12 protein-coding genes and 2 pseudogenes are annotated in these 13847 nt (G+C 75.0%); 3 read left to right on the top strand and 11 right to left on the bottom strand.

Features of this window, described 5'->3' with window-relative positions:
• Positions 1 to 173 precede the first annotated feature (173 nt).
• From MRQ36_RS33585 to MRQ36_RS26920, 4 genes and pseudogenes are all read right to left on the bottom strand, one after another.
• Positions 174 to 746, bottom strand: a pseudogene (locus MRQ36_RS33585) (CoA transferase); the annotation flags it as partial.
• Positions 629 to 1288: a hypothetical protein gene (locus MRQ36_RS26910; RefSeq protein ID WP_242799525.1), complete on the bottom strand. Its 660-nt coding sequence runs from the start codon at positions 1286 to 1288 to the stop codon at positions 629 to 631. The gene MRQ36_RS26910 and the pseudogene MRQ36_RS33585, both read right to left, overlap by 118 nt.
• 27 nt (positions 1289 to 1315) lie before the next feature.
• Positions 1316 to 3658 carry a transglycosylase domain-containing protein gene (locus tag MRQ36_RS26915; protein ID WP_242799527.1) on the bottom strand — a complete coding sequence of 781 codons (2343 nt, stop codon included), beginning with the start codon at positions 3656 to 3658 and terminating at the stop codon, positions 1316 to 1318.
• Between the two features lie 175 nt (positions 3659 to 3833).
• The gene (locus tag MRQ36_RS26920) at positions 3834 to 4646 is read right to left on the bottom strand and encodes an SAM-dependent methyltransferase (RefSeq protein WP_242799528.1); all 813 of its coding nucleotides are present in this window, start codon (positions 4644 to 4646) and stop codon (positions 3834 to 3836) included.
• Positions 4647 to 4783: 137 nt separating this feature from the next.
• Between MRQ36_RS26920 and MRQ36_RS26925 the strand changes: the two genes are divergently transcribed.
• From MRQ36_RS26925 to MRQ36_RS26935, 3 genes are all read left to right on the top strand, one after another.
• A complete protein-coding gene (locus tag MRQ36_RS26925; protein ID WP_242799529.1) occupies positions 4784 to 5722 on the top strand; it encodes a diacylglycerol kinase family protein in 939 nt (312 codons plus the stop codon).
• A gap of 32 nt (positions 5723 to 5754) precedes the next feature.
• Positions 5755 to 6528, top strand: coding sequence for a nucleotidyltransferase domain-containing protein (locus MRQ36_RS26930; protein ID WP_242799530.1), 774 nt, complete (start codon positions 5755 to 5757; stop codon positions 6526 to 6528).
• Positions 6529 to 6667: 139 nt separating this feature from the next.
• The gene (locus MRQ36_RS26935; RefSeq protein ID WP_242799531.1) at positions 6668 to 7285 is read left to right on the top strand and encodes a LuxR family transcriptional regulator; all 618 of its coding nucleotides are present in this window, start codon (positions 6668 to 6670) and stop codon (positions 7283 to 7285) included.
• Here the strand turns inward: MRQ36_RS26935 and MRQ36_RS26940 are convergent.
• From MRQ36_RS26940 to lanKC, 7 genes and pseudogenes are all read right to left on the bottom strand, one after another.
• Positions 7215 to 7982 carry an ABC transporter ATP-binding protein gene (locus MRQ36_RS26940; protein WP_242799532.1) on the bottom strand — a complete coding sequence of 256 codons (768 nt, stop codon included), beginning with the start codon at positions 7980 to 7982 and terminating at the stop codon, positions 7215 to 7217. The two genes, MRQ36_RS26935 and MRQ36_RS26940, sit on opposite strands and share 71 nt — an antisense overlap.
• The gene (locus MRQ36_RS26945) at positions 7979 to 9001 is read right to left on the bottom strand and encodes a hypothetical protein (protein ID WP_242801557.1); all 1023 of its coding nucleotides are present in this window, start codon (positions 8999 to 9001) and stop codon (positions 7979 to 7981) included. The genes MRQ36_RS26940 and MRQ36_RS26945 overlap by 4 nt, the downstream gene beginning before the upstream one ends.
• Complete coding sequence (locus MRQ36_RS33590) at positions 8998 to 9735, bottom strand: ATP-binding cassette domain-containing protein (protein ID WP_308194922.1); 738 nt, start codon at positions 9733 to 9735, stop codon at positions 8998 to 9000. The genes MRQ36_RS26945 and MRQ36_RS33590 overlap by 4 nt, the downstream gene beginning before the upstream one ends.
• Before the next feature lie 139 nt (positions 9736 to 9874).
• A pseudogene (locus tag MRQ36_RS26955) lies at positions 9875 to 10663 on the bottom strand (ABC transporter transmembrane domain-containing protein); the annotation flags it as partial.
• A gap of 65 nt (positions 10664 to 10728) precedes the next feature.
• The gene (locus MRQ36_RS26960; protein ID WP_088647629.1) at positions 10729 to 10848 is read right to left on the bottom strand and encodes a SapB/AmfS family lanthipeptide; all 120 of its coding nucleotides are present in this window, start codon (positions 10846 to 10848) and stop codon (positions 10729 to 10731) included.
• 77 nt (positions 10849 to 10925) lie between these two features.
• On the bottom strand, positions 10926 to 11045 hold the full coding sequence (locus MRQ36_RS26965) for a SapB/AmfS family lanthipeptide (protein ID WP_242799533.1): 120 nt from the start codon (positions 11043 to 11045) through the stop codon (positions 10926 to 10928).
• A 73-nt stretch (positions 11046 to 11118) separates the two neighbouring features.
• A complete protein-coding gene (gene lanKC / locus MRQ36_RS26970; RefSeq protein ID WP_242799534.1) occupies positions 11119 to 13686 on the bottom strand; it encodes a class III lanthionine synthetase LanKC in 2568 nt (855 codons plus the stop codon).
• Positions 13687 to 13847 lie beyond the last annotated feature (161 nt).

Genomic DNA, 13847 nt, shown 5'->3' on the forward strand with positions numbered 1-13847 from the left:
CCCACCGTCGAGTCCCGCTCGTCGCACCAGGGGTCCGGGTCCACGGTGCCGCCCGGGTCGCCCGGCGTCGGCGGGCAGCTCGTGCAGCAGCCAGCGGGCGGTACGCGCCAGCGCACCTCGACGCTCCAGGCGCCGCCCTGCCGGCCGCGTTGCGTCACGGCGCGCAGCACCGCCGCGGCGAGCAGGTAACCGGTGCCGTGGTCCGGGCCTGCGCGGGCAGCGCGCCGGGCACCGTCCACCCGGCGCTCGACGTCGGCGATGCCGGTCGCCGCCTGTACGAGGCTGTCGAAACCGCGTCGCCGCGCCCACGGCCCACCACGCCCCCAGGCCGACAGCCGGGCCACCACCAGATCCGGGCGGTGGCGCCGCAACGTGTCCGGGTCGAGCCCGAGGCGGTCCAGGGCGGCCGGCCGGTAGCCGGTGACCAGCACGTCGGCGTCGGCGAGCAGCGCGGTGAAGCGGGACCGGTCGGCGGGGTCCCGCAGGTCCAGCAGGGTGGAGCGTTTACCGCTGCCGGTGTCCAGGTGCTGCGCGGTGATCTCGGGCAGCCGGGGGTCGTCCACCCGGAGCACGTCCGCGCCGAGCAGCGCGAGGACGCGGGTCGCCACCGGTCCGGCGATCACCCGGGTCAGGTCGAGCACCCGCAGGCCGGCGGCGGGCAGCAGCGGACGCGTCGGCTCCGGGGGCAGCCGTCGGGCGGCGGCCGGGGCGTCGAGGCGCAGGTCGACCAGCGGCTCACCCGCCACCGCCACCCCCTGCGGATGCCCGCTCCACCCGTCGGGGCACGGACCGCCACGGCGAGCCCGTCGGCGGCGGTGACGAGTCGCTCGACCTCCGCCGCCGACGCGCCGCCGATCCGGTCGGCCAGCTCGGTCGCGAGCCGGGCGTCGTCGGTGCGGGCCGGATCCGCGCCCAGCGCGGTCAGCAGCCGGTGCCGGTGGTGCGGATAGTTGGCATGGGTCCGCACCCACCCGTCGGTGGTGCGCCAGAACCGGGACAGCGGCGCGAACTCCTCGAACGCCACCCCGTCCAGGCGCAGGTGCCGCTCGCTGGTGAACGCCGTCGCGACCGCGGCGGTCTGCACGGGCAGACGTCCGACGGGCGGCGCACCCCGGGCGTACGCCAACTCCACGGCCGCCAGTCCGGCGGCGGCGACCGTGGCGACGGCGAGGTCGGCCACGGGCAGCCGGGCCGGCAGCACGCCCGCCGGTCCCCGCACGTCCACCTGCTCGGCGTCCGCCGGGTCGCCGCCGAGGGCCGTCCAGGCGGCCCGGATGGCGTCGGTCATCGGCTCATTGTCGTACGTCCCGGCGGGTCACCGTGGCCCCCTGCTCCGGGACGGCGACAGGCTGGGCGTCGGGCTCAGCGTGGGGGAGAGGTCGGGCGTCGGTAGTGGCCTGCCGGTCGGGCTCGTCGTGATGCAGGGCCGCCGGTCGCAGGTCGGCCGGACGGTGCTCGGGCTCGGTGAGGCGCTGGTCGGGCTCGGTGCCGCCGTGGTCGGGTCGGCGGTCCGCGGTGCGGAGCTGGGCTCCGGGGTGTCGTTCGGGAAGCGGGGCTCGCCGAACCGGTACTTGTCGGGGTCGAGCTTGAGCGCCGCGGTGGCCTGTTCCATGAACTGCCGCCAGATCGGTCCCGCGCCGGTGGAGCCGAACACCTGGTAGCTGCCGTCCTTCGTCCGCAGCGGCTTGCCGTCGACGGTGCCGAGCCACACCGACGCGGCGAGCGCCCCGGTGTAACCGACCATCCAGGTGTGCACGTTCTGCGTGGTGCTCTGCCCGGCCTGCCAGGTGCCGGTCTTGCCGGCGGAGTCCCAGCCGTTGTCCAGCTTGGCGGCCTTCACCCGGCGCAGCGCCCAGTCGAGCTGGTCGACGGCCTCGGCGTCGAGCCCGACGTCGGTCTGCTTGAGCGCCTCCTGGTAGATGCGGTCGTCGCCCTTGGTCACCGAGCGGACGAAGTGCGACTCGGCGCGCTTGCCGCCGGCGGCGAAGGTGGCCATCCCGTTGGCGTGGTCCTGCACGGTGATGCCGTACTGGCCGATGCCGACCTCGGTGGAGAACTGGCGGGCCACCTGGTCGGGGTCCTGGCCGCGCAGGTCCACCCGCTTCGGCCGGGGGCTGCCCTTCTCCACCGCCCACATCGAGTCGACGCCGGCCCGGGTGGCCATGTCGATCACCTTCGCGGTGCCCAGCTTCTCGGTCAGCTCGAAGTAGGTGACGTTCAGCGAGGCGACGGTGGCCTCCCACAGCGCGCAGTCCGGCTGGCAGGGCGCGCGTTCGGCGTTGCGGATCGGGCCGGCGGGGCTGTCCTTGGTGCGTCCCGACTCCGGGAACTCCTTGGTCTCCGGCGAGTCGAAGTGCTGCTTGACCGAGATCTTGTCCTTCACGGCGGCCGCCAGGTCGTACACCTTGAAGGAGGAGCCCGGCGGGTGCTGGCCGAAACCGCGGGCCTCGCCGTTCTCGTCGTAGTACCAGCCGGCGTAGTCGGCGCCGGACCCGTCGTTGCCGCCGTAGTAGCCGAGCACCCGGCCGGTGCCGGGCTCCACCGCGACCAGCGCGGCCTGCCAGTTCTTCGGCTGGCCACGGACCGCCTCCGGGGCGCTGTCCCGGCGGATGTCCGCGGCGGCCTCGGCGGCGTCCTGGACCCGCTTGTCGATCGTCGTGACGATCTTGAAACCGCCGTCGCGCAGGTAGTCGGCGGGCTTGCCCCGGAACTGCTCGGTCTGCCGCAGCTCACTGAGCACGTGGTTGACCACCAGCCCGGTCGGTCGGTCCAGGCCCGACCGGCCGGCGTTCCGGTCGATCGGCTTGACCGAGTCCGGGTACGCGAGGTTCGCGGCCTGCTCGGCCGTCAGGTAGCCGAGCTTCACCATCCCGTCGCGGATGTAGTTCCACCGGTCGATCGAGTTCTGCTTCGCCGTCGCGTTGCGCGCCGGGTCGTAACCGGGCTGGCCCTCCGGATCGTTCGGGTCCGCCTCGGGCTGCTTCACCATCGCGCAGAGCACCATCGCCTCCGCCACGGTGAGCTGCTGCGCCGCCGGGGCGTCCCGGCGCACCGTCTTGCCGAAGTACGTCTGCGCCGCCGCCTCGATGCCGTACGCGCCCCGGCCGAAGGGCACCGTGTTCAGGTAGAAGCCGAGGATCTCGTCCTTGGAGTACTTGTCGTCGAGCTTCCAGGCGATCACCGCCTCGCGCAGCTTCCGCGAGTACGTCACGCCCTTGAGGTCCGCGGCCACCCGCGCGTACTGCTGGGTGATCGTCGACGCGCCCTGCCGCTGGCCGCCGGTGACGTTCGACCAGGCGGCGCGGAGCACACCGCTGAAGTCGATGCCCTTGTTCTTCCAGAACGTCCGGTCCTCGGCCGCCACGATCGCCTGCTTGGCGGAGTCGTTCATCTCGCCGTACGGCACGATCGTCCGGTTCTCGGTGCCGAGCGTGGCCATCTTGGTCCGACCGTCGGCGTAGTACACGGTCGTGGACTCCGGCAGTTTCAGGTCGGTGGGCGTGGGCACGCTGTCGACGTAGTAGCCGCCGGCCACCAGGCCGGAGCCGGCGAGCAGCGCGAACACCGCCAGGAAGACCAGGACCCGGTTCCGCCGTCGGTTCCGCCCCGTCGGGGCGACCCGGGCCCCACCGCTGTCGTTGTCACCGTCAGAAATCACCCGCACGCGTTACCCTCCGGCAGCTCCGCCGAATCATGACGCCCGGCCTCCCGTCGCAGGTCAGCCGGTCAGGCAGTCCGTCGCGCCGGCCCGCCGTCCGCGATCGTAACGGCCCGCCACCGCCGTGCCGAACCTCTCGACCGCCCACCGTCGGTCCGGCAGGGGCGGCGACGGGTCAGGCGGGGTGCGGCAGTCGGGCGACCAGCCCGTACCCGGGGAAGTGGGCGGACGGCGGGTCGTCCGGCTCCGGCCGCCAGGCCGGGCACGCCACGATCCCGGGCGGCACCAGCTCCCACCCGCGCAGCATCGCGTCCAGCGTCTCCCGGCTGCGCATCGTCACCGCGCTGTCGGCCCGGGCATAGATCGACTGTGCGTCCCGCAGGCCGGCCGGCGGGCGACCGTCGTCGCTGGCGTGGGAGACCGCCACGTGGCTGCCCGGGGCGAGCGCGTCCCGCAGGTCGGCCAGGACGGCGCCGGCGGTGGCGTCGTCCGGGACGAAGTGCAGGGCGGCGACGAGCAGCACCGCCACCGGGCGGTCCAGGTCGAGCAGGTCCGCCACCACCGGATGGGCGAGTACGTCACCGACCCGCCGCAGGTCCCCGGCGACGGCCGCCGCGTACGGGTGCCCGGTGAGGATGGCCTGCGAGTGCGCCACCGCCACCGGGTCGATGTCGACGTGGACGACCCGCGCCTCGGGATTGATCCCGGCGGTGATCTCGTGCACGTTGCCGGCGGTCGGGATGCCCGAGCCGAGGTCGAGGAACTGGTCGATGCCGGCCTCGCCGGCCAGGTGGCGCACCGCCCGACCGAGGAACCGGCGGTTCTCCCGCAGCACGGCCGGCAGGTGCGGCATCGCGGCGATCGCCTGCTCCGCCACCGCCCGGTCCGCGGCGAAGTTGTGCGACCCGCCGAGCATGTAGTCGTAGATCCGGGAGGACGTCGGCGTGGTGATGTCGACCCCCGGCGGTGCCCAGCCCGGCCGCTCCATCCGCACACCTCGTTCCCTCGACGGTGGACCGCGTCGAGTCTAGGCCGCCCGGCGGCGCGCGGGCGGCCCGCCGACCGGCGGTCGCCGACTGCCCGCTCATGGCGTGGCGCGGCGACCGTCGGGGTACCACCGGTGCCATGAGTACGAGCACCGCCACCGCACCCGCGACCGGCACGGACGTCACCCGGCCGGTCGGCACCGTCGCGGTCGTCGCGCACCGGAAGAAGACCTTCGGCGGTGGCCTCGACGAGCTGCGCGCCACCCTGGTCGCCGCCGGGGTCGGGCGCCTGCTCTGGTACGAGGTGCCGAAGAGCCGCAAGGCGCCGAAGAAGGTCCGCAAGGCGCTGGAGTCCGGCGCCGAGCTGCTCCTGGTCTGGGGCGGCGACGGGATGGTGCAACGCTGCGCCGACACCCTCGCCGGTTCCGGGGTGCCGATGGGGATCCTGCCCGCCGGCACGGCGAACCTCTTCGCCACCAACCTCGGCATCCCCGTCGACCTGCCCGAGGCGGTCCGGATCGGGCTGCACGGGCGTCGCCGGGAGTTGGACCTGGGCCGGATCAACGGCGAGCACTTCGCGGTGATGGCCGGCGCCGGTTTCGACGGGGACCTGATCCGCGAGGCCGACCGGAAGCTCAAGGGCAAGCTCGGCCGCGTCGCGTACGTCTGGACCGGGCTGCGGCACGTCCGTGGCGAGCTGGTCCGCACCCGGGTCCGGGTCGACGGCACCGACTGGTTCGACGGCGAGGCGAGCTGTGTGCTCTTCGGCAACGTCGGCACGATCACCGGTGGCATCCCTGCCTTCGACGACGCCCGCCCCGACGACGGCGCGCTGGAGATCGGCGTCTCCACCGCGGACGGCGCGATCGACTGGGCCCGGACGTTGGGCCGGATGGCCGCCGGCCGGTCGGAGGAGTCGCCGTTCGTGCGGATCACCCGGGGTCGGAAGGTGACCGTGCGGTTCGCGCAGCCGAAGACGTACGAGCTGGACGGCGGGGCGCGCGGCACCGCGAGGCGGCTGAAGGTGCGGGTGGTGCCGGGGGCGCTGACGGTCTGCTGCCCGGACCACCCGGCCTGACCGTACGGCCCGCCGGCGGGCAGGATGCCGGCATGGACGAGCAGCTGCGCGGCTACCTGACCGAGCTGGTGGACCGTGCCCGGGACGTGCTCGGCGACGAACTCGTCGGCGCGTACGCGGCCGGTTCGGTCGGCCTGGCCGCGTACCAGCCGGGGCGCAGCGACGTGGACGTGGCGCTGGTGGTCGCCCGGCCTCTGGCCGGCGCGGCGAAGCGGGCGCTGGTGGCCCGGCTGCGGCACGAGGCGTTGCCCTGCCCGGCGCGCGGTCTGGAACTGGTCGTCTACCGCCGGGACGTCGCCGGGTCGGGCACCCCGGAGCCCGGCTTCGAGGTGGAGCTGAACAGCGGCCCGGCGATGCCCTTCCGGGCCACCTACGACCCGGCGGACCGGCCGGCCGCCGACGGGCGGTTCTGGTACGCCCTGGACCGGTCGATCCTGCACTCGGGCGGGCTGGCGCTGCTGGGCCCGCCGGCCGACGACGTCTTCGCCGGACCCGCCCCGGACGAGCTGCGCCGGCTGCTGGTGACGGCGCTGCGCTGGTGGCTGGCGGTGCCCCTGCCCGAGGGGGACGCGCCCGCGCCGGGTGCCGAGGACGCGGTGCTGGGGGCGTGCCGGTCGCTGGTCCGGGTCCGGGACGGGGTGTGGGTGTCCAAGGTGGCCGCGGGGCGGCGGGTCGCCGACCTGGTCGGGCACGGCGACCTGCTCCGTCGTGCGGTCGCGGCCCGCAACGGCGGACCGCCGGTGGGCGCCGGTGAGGCGCGCGCGTTCCAGCGGTGGGTGCTCGGCCGGCTCGACGCCACGCACTGACGAGGAGGCGTCGCGCCGCTGGGTCTGACATACGACCACAGGGTGTCGTGCCGGCGACGATTTCAATAAGATCCCTGACCGTGCGTCATCAGACGTACACGTGACGTCAGGAAACGGGGGCTCATGACGGGGAGTCGTTGTGGTCCGTACGCTGCTCGCACTCAAGGGCCGGCTGGTCCGGGGTGCGCTCGCCCACCTGCTGGCCGCTCAGGACGGCATCGAGGTGATCGGGGAGACCGGCACGCCGCACGGGTTCCGGGCCGCCGTCCGGGCTGAGCGCCCCGACGTGGTCGTCGTCGACGTCGACATGGTGGACTCGGAGCAGCTCGCCGACCTCGCCGGCACCGACCCGACCGACGGTTCGGACGGCGCCCGCCTGCTGGTGCTGGTGGAGCAGCGGCGGGCCGCGCGGCTCGGCCCGGTGCTCGCCGAGCACGGGCGGCGGGTCGGCTTCCTCAGCCGCGACGTGCCGCCCGACCGGATCGCCGACGGCGTCCGGCAGCTCGCCGACGGCCAGGTGGTGATCGACCCCGACCTGGTCGTCGCGGCGCTCGAGGCGGACGGCAGCCCGTTCACCCGCCGGGAACGGGAGGTGCTCGACGCGGCGGCCGAGGGCCATCCGGTGCGGGAGATCGCCGATCGGCTGGCGCTGTCGGTGGGCACGGTCCGCAACCACCTGTCGCGGGTCATGGCGAAGACGGGAGCGCGGACCCGGCTCGAAGCGGTGCGGATCGCCCGGGAGTCGGGGTGGATCTGACCGGGGTCGCCCCCTGCTCCCCGTAGCCGACCAGCTCCCGGTAGGCCGCCGAGCGGGCCAGCAGACCCGGGTGGCTGTCCAGCAGGGCGGTGTGACCGTCCAGCAGCAGCACCCGGCGGGCGCGCAGCGCGGAGCTGACCCGGTGCGCCACCACCACCAGGGTGCCGGGCCGGTCGGCGAACGCCTCCTCCAGCCGCGCCTCGGCCGCCGGGTCCAGGTGGCAGGTGGCCTCGTCGAGGATCACCAGCGGCGCCGGGGAGAGCCAGGCCCGCAGCAGGGCCACCTGCTGGCGTTCGCCGGCCGACAGGTCCACCGGGCGGACGTGCGCGTCGAGGCCGCCGAGCCGGGCCAGCAGCGCGGCGAGCCCGAGCCGGGCCGCCGCCCGGTCGATCGCCGCATCGGGCAGGTCGGGGCACAGGTAGGTGAGGTTCTCCCGCACCGTGCCGGTGAAGACGTACGCCTCCTGCGGGATCAGCACCCGCCGGTCGGCCAGCGCGGCCGGGCTCGCGCCGGCCACCGGCAGTCCGCCGACGCGTACCGTGCCGGCCTGCGGCCGGAGCACCCCGGCGATCAGCGCGGCCAGGGTCGACTTGCCGATCCCGCTCGCCCCGACGATCACCAGGTGGTCCCCGGCGGGCACGTCGAGGTCGAAGCCGGCCAACACCGGGTCGGCGTGCGGGCCGTACCGGAAGGTCACCCCCCGCAGCGACAGCGCCGGCTCCGGCGCCGCGGGCCCTGCGGCGACCGGGGACGGGCCACGCCGGTCCGGGTCCGGGTCGGCGGCGGTACGCAGCAGCCGGTCCAGGGTGACGGCGAAGCGCAGCCCACCGGCCGCCACCCCTGGACCAGGCTGCGCAGCGCGGGCTGCACCCCGTGCACGACGTAGACCAGGGCGCCGAGCACGGCGCCCGGCCCGAGCCCCTGCCGGACCAGCCACGGGGTGGCCAGCAGCAGCACCGGCACCGGCAACCAGCCGCCGACGGCCAGGCTCAGGCTGCGGGTGGCCGCCATCGTCGCCAGCCGCCGCTCCACCCGCGCCTGGTCGTCGACGTACGCCCCCACCCAGCGCACGACCCGGTCCCGCGCACCGCTGACCGTCACATCACGGTGCCCGGTCACGGCGCTGACGGCGGCCCGGCCCAGCCGCTCGTCGGCCAGCACGTACTCCCGCTGCCGGGCGATCATCGCGGGCAGGGCCGCCGCGAACAGGCCCAGACCGGCGAGCACCGGCACCGCCACCAGCAGCGCGACCGGGGCGGCCAGCGAGGCCAGGCCGACCACCGCGGCGCCGGCGGCGAACACGAAGCCGCGCACCACCATCACCAGCCCGGCGAAGGTGTCCCGGACCATCTCCACCTGGTGGGTCAGCCGGGACACCGCCGCGTCGTCGCCGCGCCCGGCCGTCGCGTCCGCCAGCGCCCCGGTCACCACCCGGCGCAGCAGGTCGTCGCGGAACGGCTCCACCACCTCGCCGAGCAGCGCGTACGCCCGGTTGGTGCCGGCCGCGCCGACCAGTACGGCGACGGCCAGCAGCCCCAGCCAGGCCAGCCCGGTCGCCGGGCGGCCGGCGAGGAAACCCGCGTCGACGGCCCGCGCGGTCAGCAGCCCGGACAGCGCCGCCGGCAAGGCCTCGGCCACCGACCAGCCCGCGAGCCGCCACAGTGCGGGCCGCCGTGCCCGCAGCGCGGCCCGGGTCACCTCGCCGACGCCGCTCACGCCCGGAACACCGCCCGGTAGTCGGGGTCGGCCCACAACACCTCGTGCGGACCGACCGCGCGGACCCGGCCACCGTCCACCCAGGCCACCAGGTCCGCCCGCGCGGCCATGCCGACCCGGTGGCTCACCATCACCCGGGTACGCCGGTCGCCCGACCCGGTCAGCGTCCGGGTCACCCGGTACTCGGTGACCGTGTCCAGGCTGGAGGTGGCGTCGTCGAGGACGAGCAGCCGTTCCGCGCGCAGCGCGCGGGCCAGGCCGAGCCGTTGCCGCTCACCGCCGGACATGGCCACCTCGGCCAGCGGGGTGTCGTACCGGTCGGGCAGTCGTTCGACGAAGTCGTGGATGGCCGCAGCCCCGGCCAGCGGCACCGGGTCGGCGCCGCAGCCGACCGCCGTGCCGACCGTGTCACCGACCAGCACTGGCCGCTCGAACCCGTAACCGACCGCGCGGTGCAGCGCCGTCGAGGTCAGCTCGGCCAGCGGCACGCCGTCCAGGATGACGGTGCCCGAGTCCGGGTCGCGCAGCCGACCGGCGACGGCGGCGAGCAGCGACTTGCCCGCGCCGGAGCGGCCGACCACGACGAGCAGCGCGCCACCCGGCACCCGCAGGTCCACCCCGTCCAGCAGCGGCCGGCCGTCGTCGTCGCGCACCGTCACGTCCCGCAGTTCCAGCACGCCCGGCCCGCTCGGCAGGGTACGGCTGCCGTACCGGCGGACGGGCTCGGCCAGCACGTCGGCCGCCTGCCGGCAGCCGGCGCGCCGCGACCGCCTTGTTGAGCGCGGTGACCACCGTGCCGAGGCCGGCGCCGAGCGCCGCGTACTGGAGCGCGGCCAGCAGTTCCCCGGGGGTGAGCCGGTCGGTGGCCAGCGACAGCCCGCCGACGGCGACGACGGCCAGTTGCAGCAGGGGGTTGAGCACCGCGCCGCGCGTCGTTGCCGAGGCCAGCACCCGCCAGGTCCGCGCGCCGTGCCGGTGCAGGTCGGGCAGGGGGGTGAGCACCCGGGCGATCTCGCGGTCGGCGGTACCGGCGGCGGCGATCGTGCGGGCGCCGGCGAGGGTCTCCACCAGTCGGCCGGCGAGCTGTCCCTGGGCTCGCTGGTAACCGGCGACGGCCGTCGAGGCGTTCGCCACGAAGCCCCGCAGCAGCAGGGCCAGCAGCAGCAGGCCGGCCACGAAGGTGAGACCGAGCCACGGGTCGATCAGGGTGAGCGCCACCAGGCTGCCCAGCGGGGGCAGCAGTACCGTGGCGGCCAGTACAAGCGTCGGGGCGGCCTGCCCGGCGTCGGCGACCTGGCCCACCAGCCGACCCACCAGTTCGCCGGCCGGATGCCGGCCGGCGGTGCGGGGGTCGAGGGCGAAGATGTGCCGGGTCAGGGTGTGTCGCAGCCCGGCGACCGACCGCGCGGTGGCCACTCCGGTGCCGTAGTCGCGTACCGTGCCGGCGGCGACCAGCACGGTGATCAGACCGACGACCACGGCCAGCCAGCGGGCGGGCGAGGTGCCCGGTGCGGTGCCGACGGCGGCGTCGACGGCCCGACCCAGCGCGGCGGGCAGCGCCAGCTCGGCCGCCACGGTGGCCACGGTGACCACGGTCAGCACCGGGGTCCACCAGCCGGCGGAGCGCACGGCGCGCAGCAGGAGCCGGTCGGCCGGAGTCATCGCACCTCCCACACCGCGCGGCCCCGGACCGGCGTGAACCGGCCCGGGGCCAGGCGAACTGATCGTCAGTTGCAGGTCGTGACGCTCAGCGAGCTGTCACCGCACAGCAGCAGGCTGGCGCGGCTGCCGCCCCCGGTGCGCTCGGCGGCCGGCAGTTCCATTCCCTGGAGGTCGAGCAGAGCCATGACGGGTCCTCTTTCTCTCGTGATGGTGCCGAAATCGTGGACGTGTCGGGTGGGTCGCCGGGTCGACGACCGTCACCTCAGTTGCAGGTCGTGACGCTCAGCGAGCTGTTGCCGCAGAGCAGCAGGCTGGCGTTGCTGCCACCACCGTTGTGCTGGGCGGCGGGCAGCTCCATCCCCTGGAGGTCGAGCAGAGCCATGTCGGGTCACCTCCTTTCCTCGTGCGTCGGGTCGAACGGCCCCGGAGTGACCCCCGGGGAGCTGGTGGGCCGGTCAGTCGCCGGCCGGTGCGGGGTCGCCGGCCGGCGTCGCGCCGGGCAGCGGGGTCAGGAACGGCAGCCGGGCGGCGTCCGTGGTCCGGCTCGTCGACAGGGCGGCCAGCACCCCGGCGGTGCCGGTGGCCAGGTCCATCGACAGTCGCAGGAGCTGGTCACCGGGGAAGGCGGTCAGCCCCCGGTACGGCAGGGCGTGCCAGCTCAGCAGCCGGGCCTGCCGGCGGGCGGCGTCGTGCTCGCCCCGCGCGGCCAGGTAGGTCACGATCCCCGCCCGACCGGCGAAGAGGCCGGACTGGGCGTAGAAGGGGGAGTCGGCGCAGCGTCGGATCGCCGCCGCCTGACCGCGCAGCGTCTCGTCGGGGCGGTGCCGCAGGTACTGGTCGAGCACCAGGCCGATCCCCACGCTGCCCTCGGCGAGGTACGGCATGGTCCGCCAGCCCTCGTTGACCTCCAGGTGACCGGCGTCGCGCAGCACGCACCGGCGCAGGTCCTGGCGGAGCGCCGTGGCGGCGTGGTCGAGCAGGGCCGGGTCCCGGTCCAGCTCGTACATCCGCAGCAGCATCAACGCCATTCCGGCCCCACCCCGGGCCAGCCCGGCGTACGGGTGCCGGCCGCCGCTGACCTCGGCCACCGACTCGACGTCGCCGAGCCGGTCGACCACCAGGCCGACGGCCCGCCGGGCGGCGTCGGCGTACCGCCGCTCGCCGGTGAGCCCGGCGAAGTGGGCCAGGTTCAGCGCGATGCCGGACAGACCGCTGGTCAGGTCGGTGCCGAGCTCCGTCCAGGGCTCGTCGAGGCAGAGGTCCAGCAGGCGCAGCGCCTCGGTCCGGTGCCCGAGCGCGTCCAGCACGTACGCGATGCCGTGCAACCCGTCGTAGAAGCCGAGCCGGCTGCCGGCGGCGGGTTCGCGTACCCGGTCGATCAGCCACCGCTCGTGGGTGGCGTCGGTGGGCACCCCCGTCGCGTGCAGCGCCCAGAGCACCCCGGCCGCGCCGTGGGCGACGTTCAGCCCGCCGTCGGCGCCGGAGAACTGGCGGATGTCGCCGGGGAAGAGCCGGTCGTCGCGGTGCGGCGTGGCGCTCTCGGCGATCGCGGCGGCGAGCCGGTCGCGCAGGGCGGGCCAGTCGTCCGGGTCGACCCGGACTAGTTCCGGGTCGGTGGTGGCCGCCGCGTCGCCGGCCAGCTCCGCGACGGTCGCGTCGAGCAGTTCCCGGGGCACCGGGAAGCGCTCGGCCACCAGGTCGGCCAGGTGCGCCGCCTTGGTCGGGGCCAGCCGCAGCATCGCCGTGAGCGGCAGGAACAGGGCCAGCCGCAGGCAGGCCAGGGCGTAGCGGTCGACGGCGACGCCGGTACGGTCGCGGGGGGCGGCGAACGCCTGGTTGCGCAGCGCGGGCCGGCCGCCGGCGTCGGCCGGTGCGGCCACCTCGAAGTCGATCAACGTGACGGCGCCGTCCGCGCCGACCATGATGTTGAACATGTGCAGGTCGCCGTAGACCACCCCGTGGGCGTGGATGGCGTCCACCGCCTCGGTCACCTGCCGGTGCACGTCCAACGCCCAGCGGGTGTACCCGTCGCGGTCCGCGTCCACGTGGACCAGCGGGTAGCGCTCGACGACCAGCTGGTTGAGCGGGCGACCCTCGACGAACTCCAGGGCCAGGAACTCGTGCCCGCCGAAGCTGAACACGTCGTGCACCCGGACCAGGTGCGGCACGTCGGCGAGCCGGCGCAGCATGTCGGCCTCACGGTGCAGGCGGGTGACCGCGTCCGCGCCGTCGGCGTCGAGCCCGGCGTGCGGGCGGGCCTCCTTGAGCACCACCCGGTCCCCGGTCCGGGTGTCCCGGGCCTCGTACAGGCCGCCGCCGTTGGAGAAGTGGATGACCTTCTCGATCCGGTAGGGCAGCTCGGTGGTGCTGGCGGCGTTGCGGGCGGCCAGGTGCGGGGCGAGGAAGTCGGGCAGCGTCACCCACTCCGGCACGTGGAACACCGGGTCGCGGCGGTCCGGCACCAGGGTGCCGCTCGGGTCCTCGATGGCCGGGACGACCTGACCCTCCGGGGAGAGGCAGTAGCGGGCGGCGAAGCCGCCGTAGCGCAGGTACACCGGCCCGTCGCCGTAGCGCAGGTCGCTCAGCACGTACGGTCCCTGCTCGCCGTCGAGCAGCGCCGCGAGCTCCTTGGCGGTCAGCTCCAGTTCGGCGTCGTCACGCGGGTAGACGGTGACGAACTTGCCGCTGCTGCCGCGGCGGGCGTACTTGCTGTTGCGCATGAGCAGCATCCGTGGTCCGCGCAGGTGCTTGAACGGGATGCCGCGCGGCTGGCAGTAGTCCATCACCCGGGCCAGCACCCGTTCGGCGTTGTCCAGCCGGGCCGAGACGTGGAGCTTCCAGCCCTGCTGGGGCAGGGCGCCGCCGACCGGTCCGTGGATCAGCCAGTCGTCCTTCACCTCGCACTCCCAGCCGGCGGGCAGCGGTCGGTCGGTCGCGTAGCCGCCGGCCTCGGCGCTCGCGCTGGCCAACGAGTCGTAGAAGAGCGGGTCGACCGCGCAGTACGAGTCGTACCGTTCATCCATGTCGTCTGCCTCCACCGCCTGATCGGTTGAGGTCAATCCTGCGGACGGCTGAGGGTTGGGCCCAGTGTGATGAGTCATGGACGGTGGGTGAGTTTCCCACGATGACATCGTGACATCGGCGGAGTTTGAATTCCCGAATCACGTGTCACCTGCGGCGACGC

The sequence above is a fragment of the Micromonospora sp. R77 genome (genome assembly GCF_022747945.1).
Taxonomy (GTDB): Bacteria; Actinomycetota; Actinomycetes; order Mycobacteriales; family Micromonosporaceae; genus Micromonospora.

Excerpts from the sequence above, each read along its gene's own strand:
- lanKC (WP_242799534.1), bottom strand. The coding sequence starts at position 13,686 with ATGGATGAACGGTACGACTCGTACTGCGCGGTCGACCCGCTCTTCTAC.
- MRQ36_RS26960 (WP_088647629.1), bottom strand. The coding sequence starts at position 10,848 with ATGGCTCTGCTCGACCTCCAGGGAATGGAACTGCCGGCCGCCGAGCGC.
- MRQ36_RS26925 (WP_242799529.1), top strand. The coding sequence starts at position 4,784 with ATGAGTACGAGCACCGCCACCGCACCCGCGACCGGCACGGACGTCACC.
- MRQ36_RS26920 (WP_242799528.1), bottom strand. The coding sequence starts at position 4,646 with ATGGAGCGGCCGGGCTGGGCACCGCCGGGGGTCGACATCACCACGCCG.
- MRQ36_RS26930 (WP_242799530.1), top strand. The coding sequence starts at position 5,755 with ATGGACGAGCAGCTGCGCGGCTACCTGACCGAGCTGGTGGACCGTGCC.
- MRQ36_RS26910 (WP_242799525.1), bottom strand. The coding sequence starts at position 1,288 with ATGACCGACGCCATCCGGGCCGCCTGGACGGCCCTCGGCGGCGACCCG.
- MRQ36_RS26965 (WP_242799533.1), bottom strand. The coding sequence starts at position 11,045 with ATGGCTCTGCTCGACCTCCAGGGGATGGAGCTGCCCGCCGCCCAGCAC.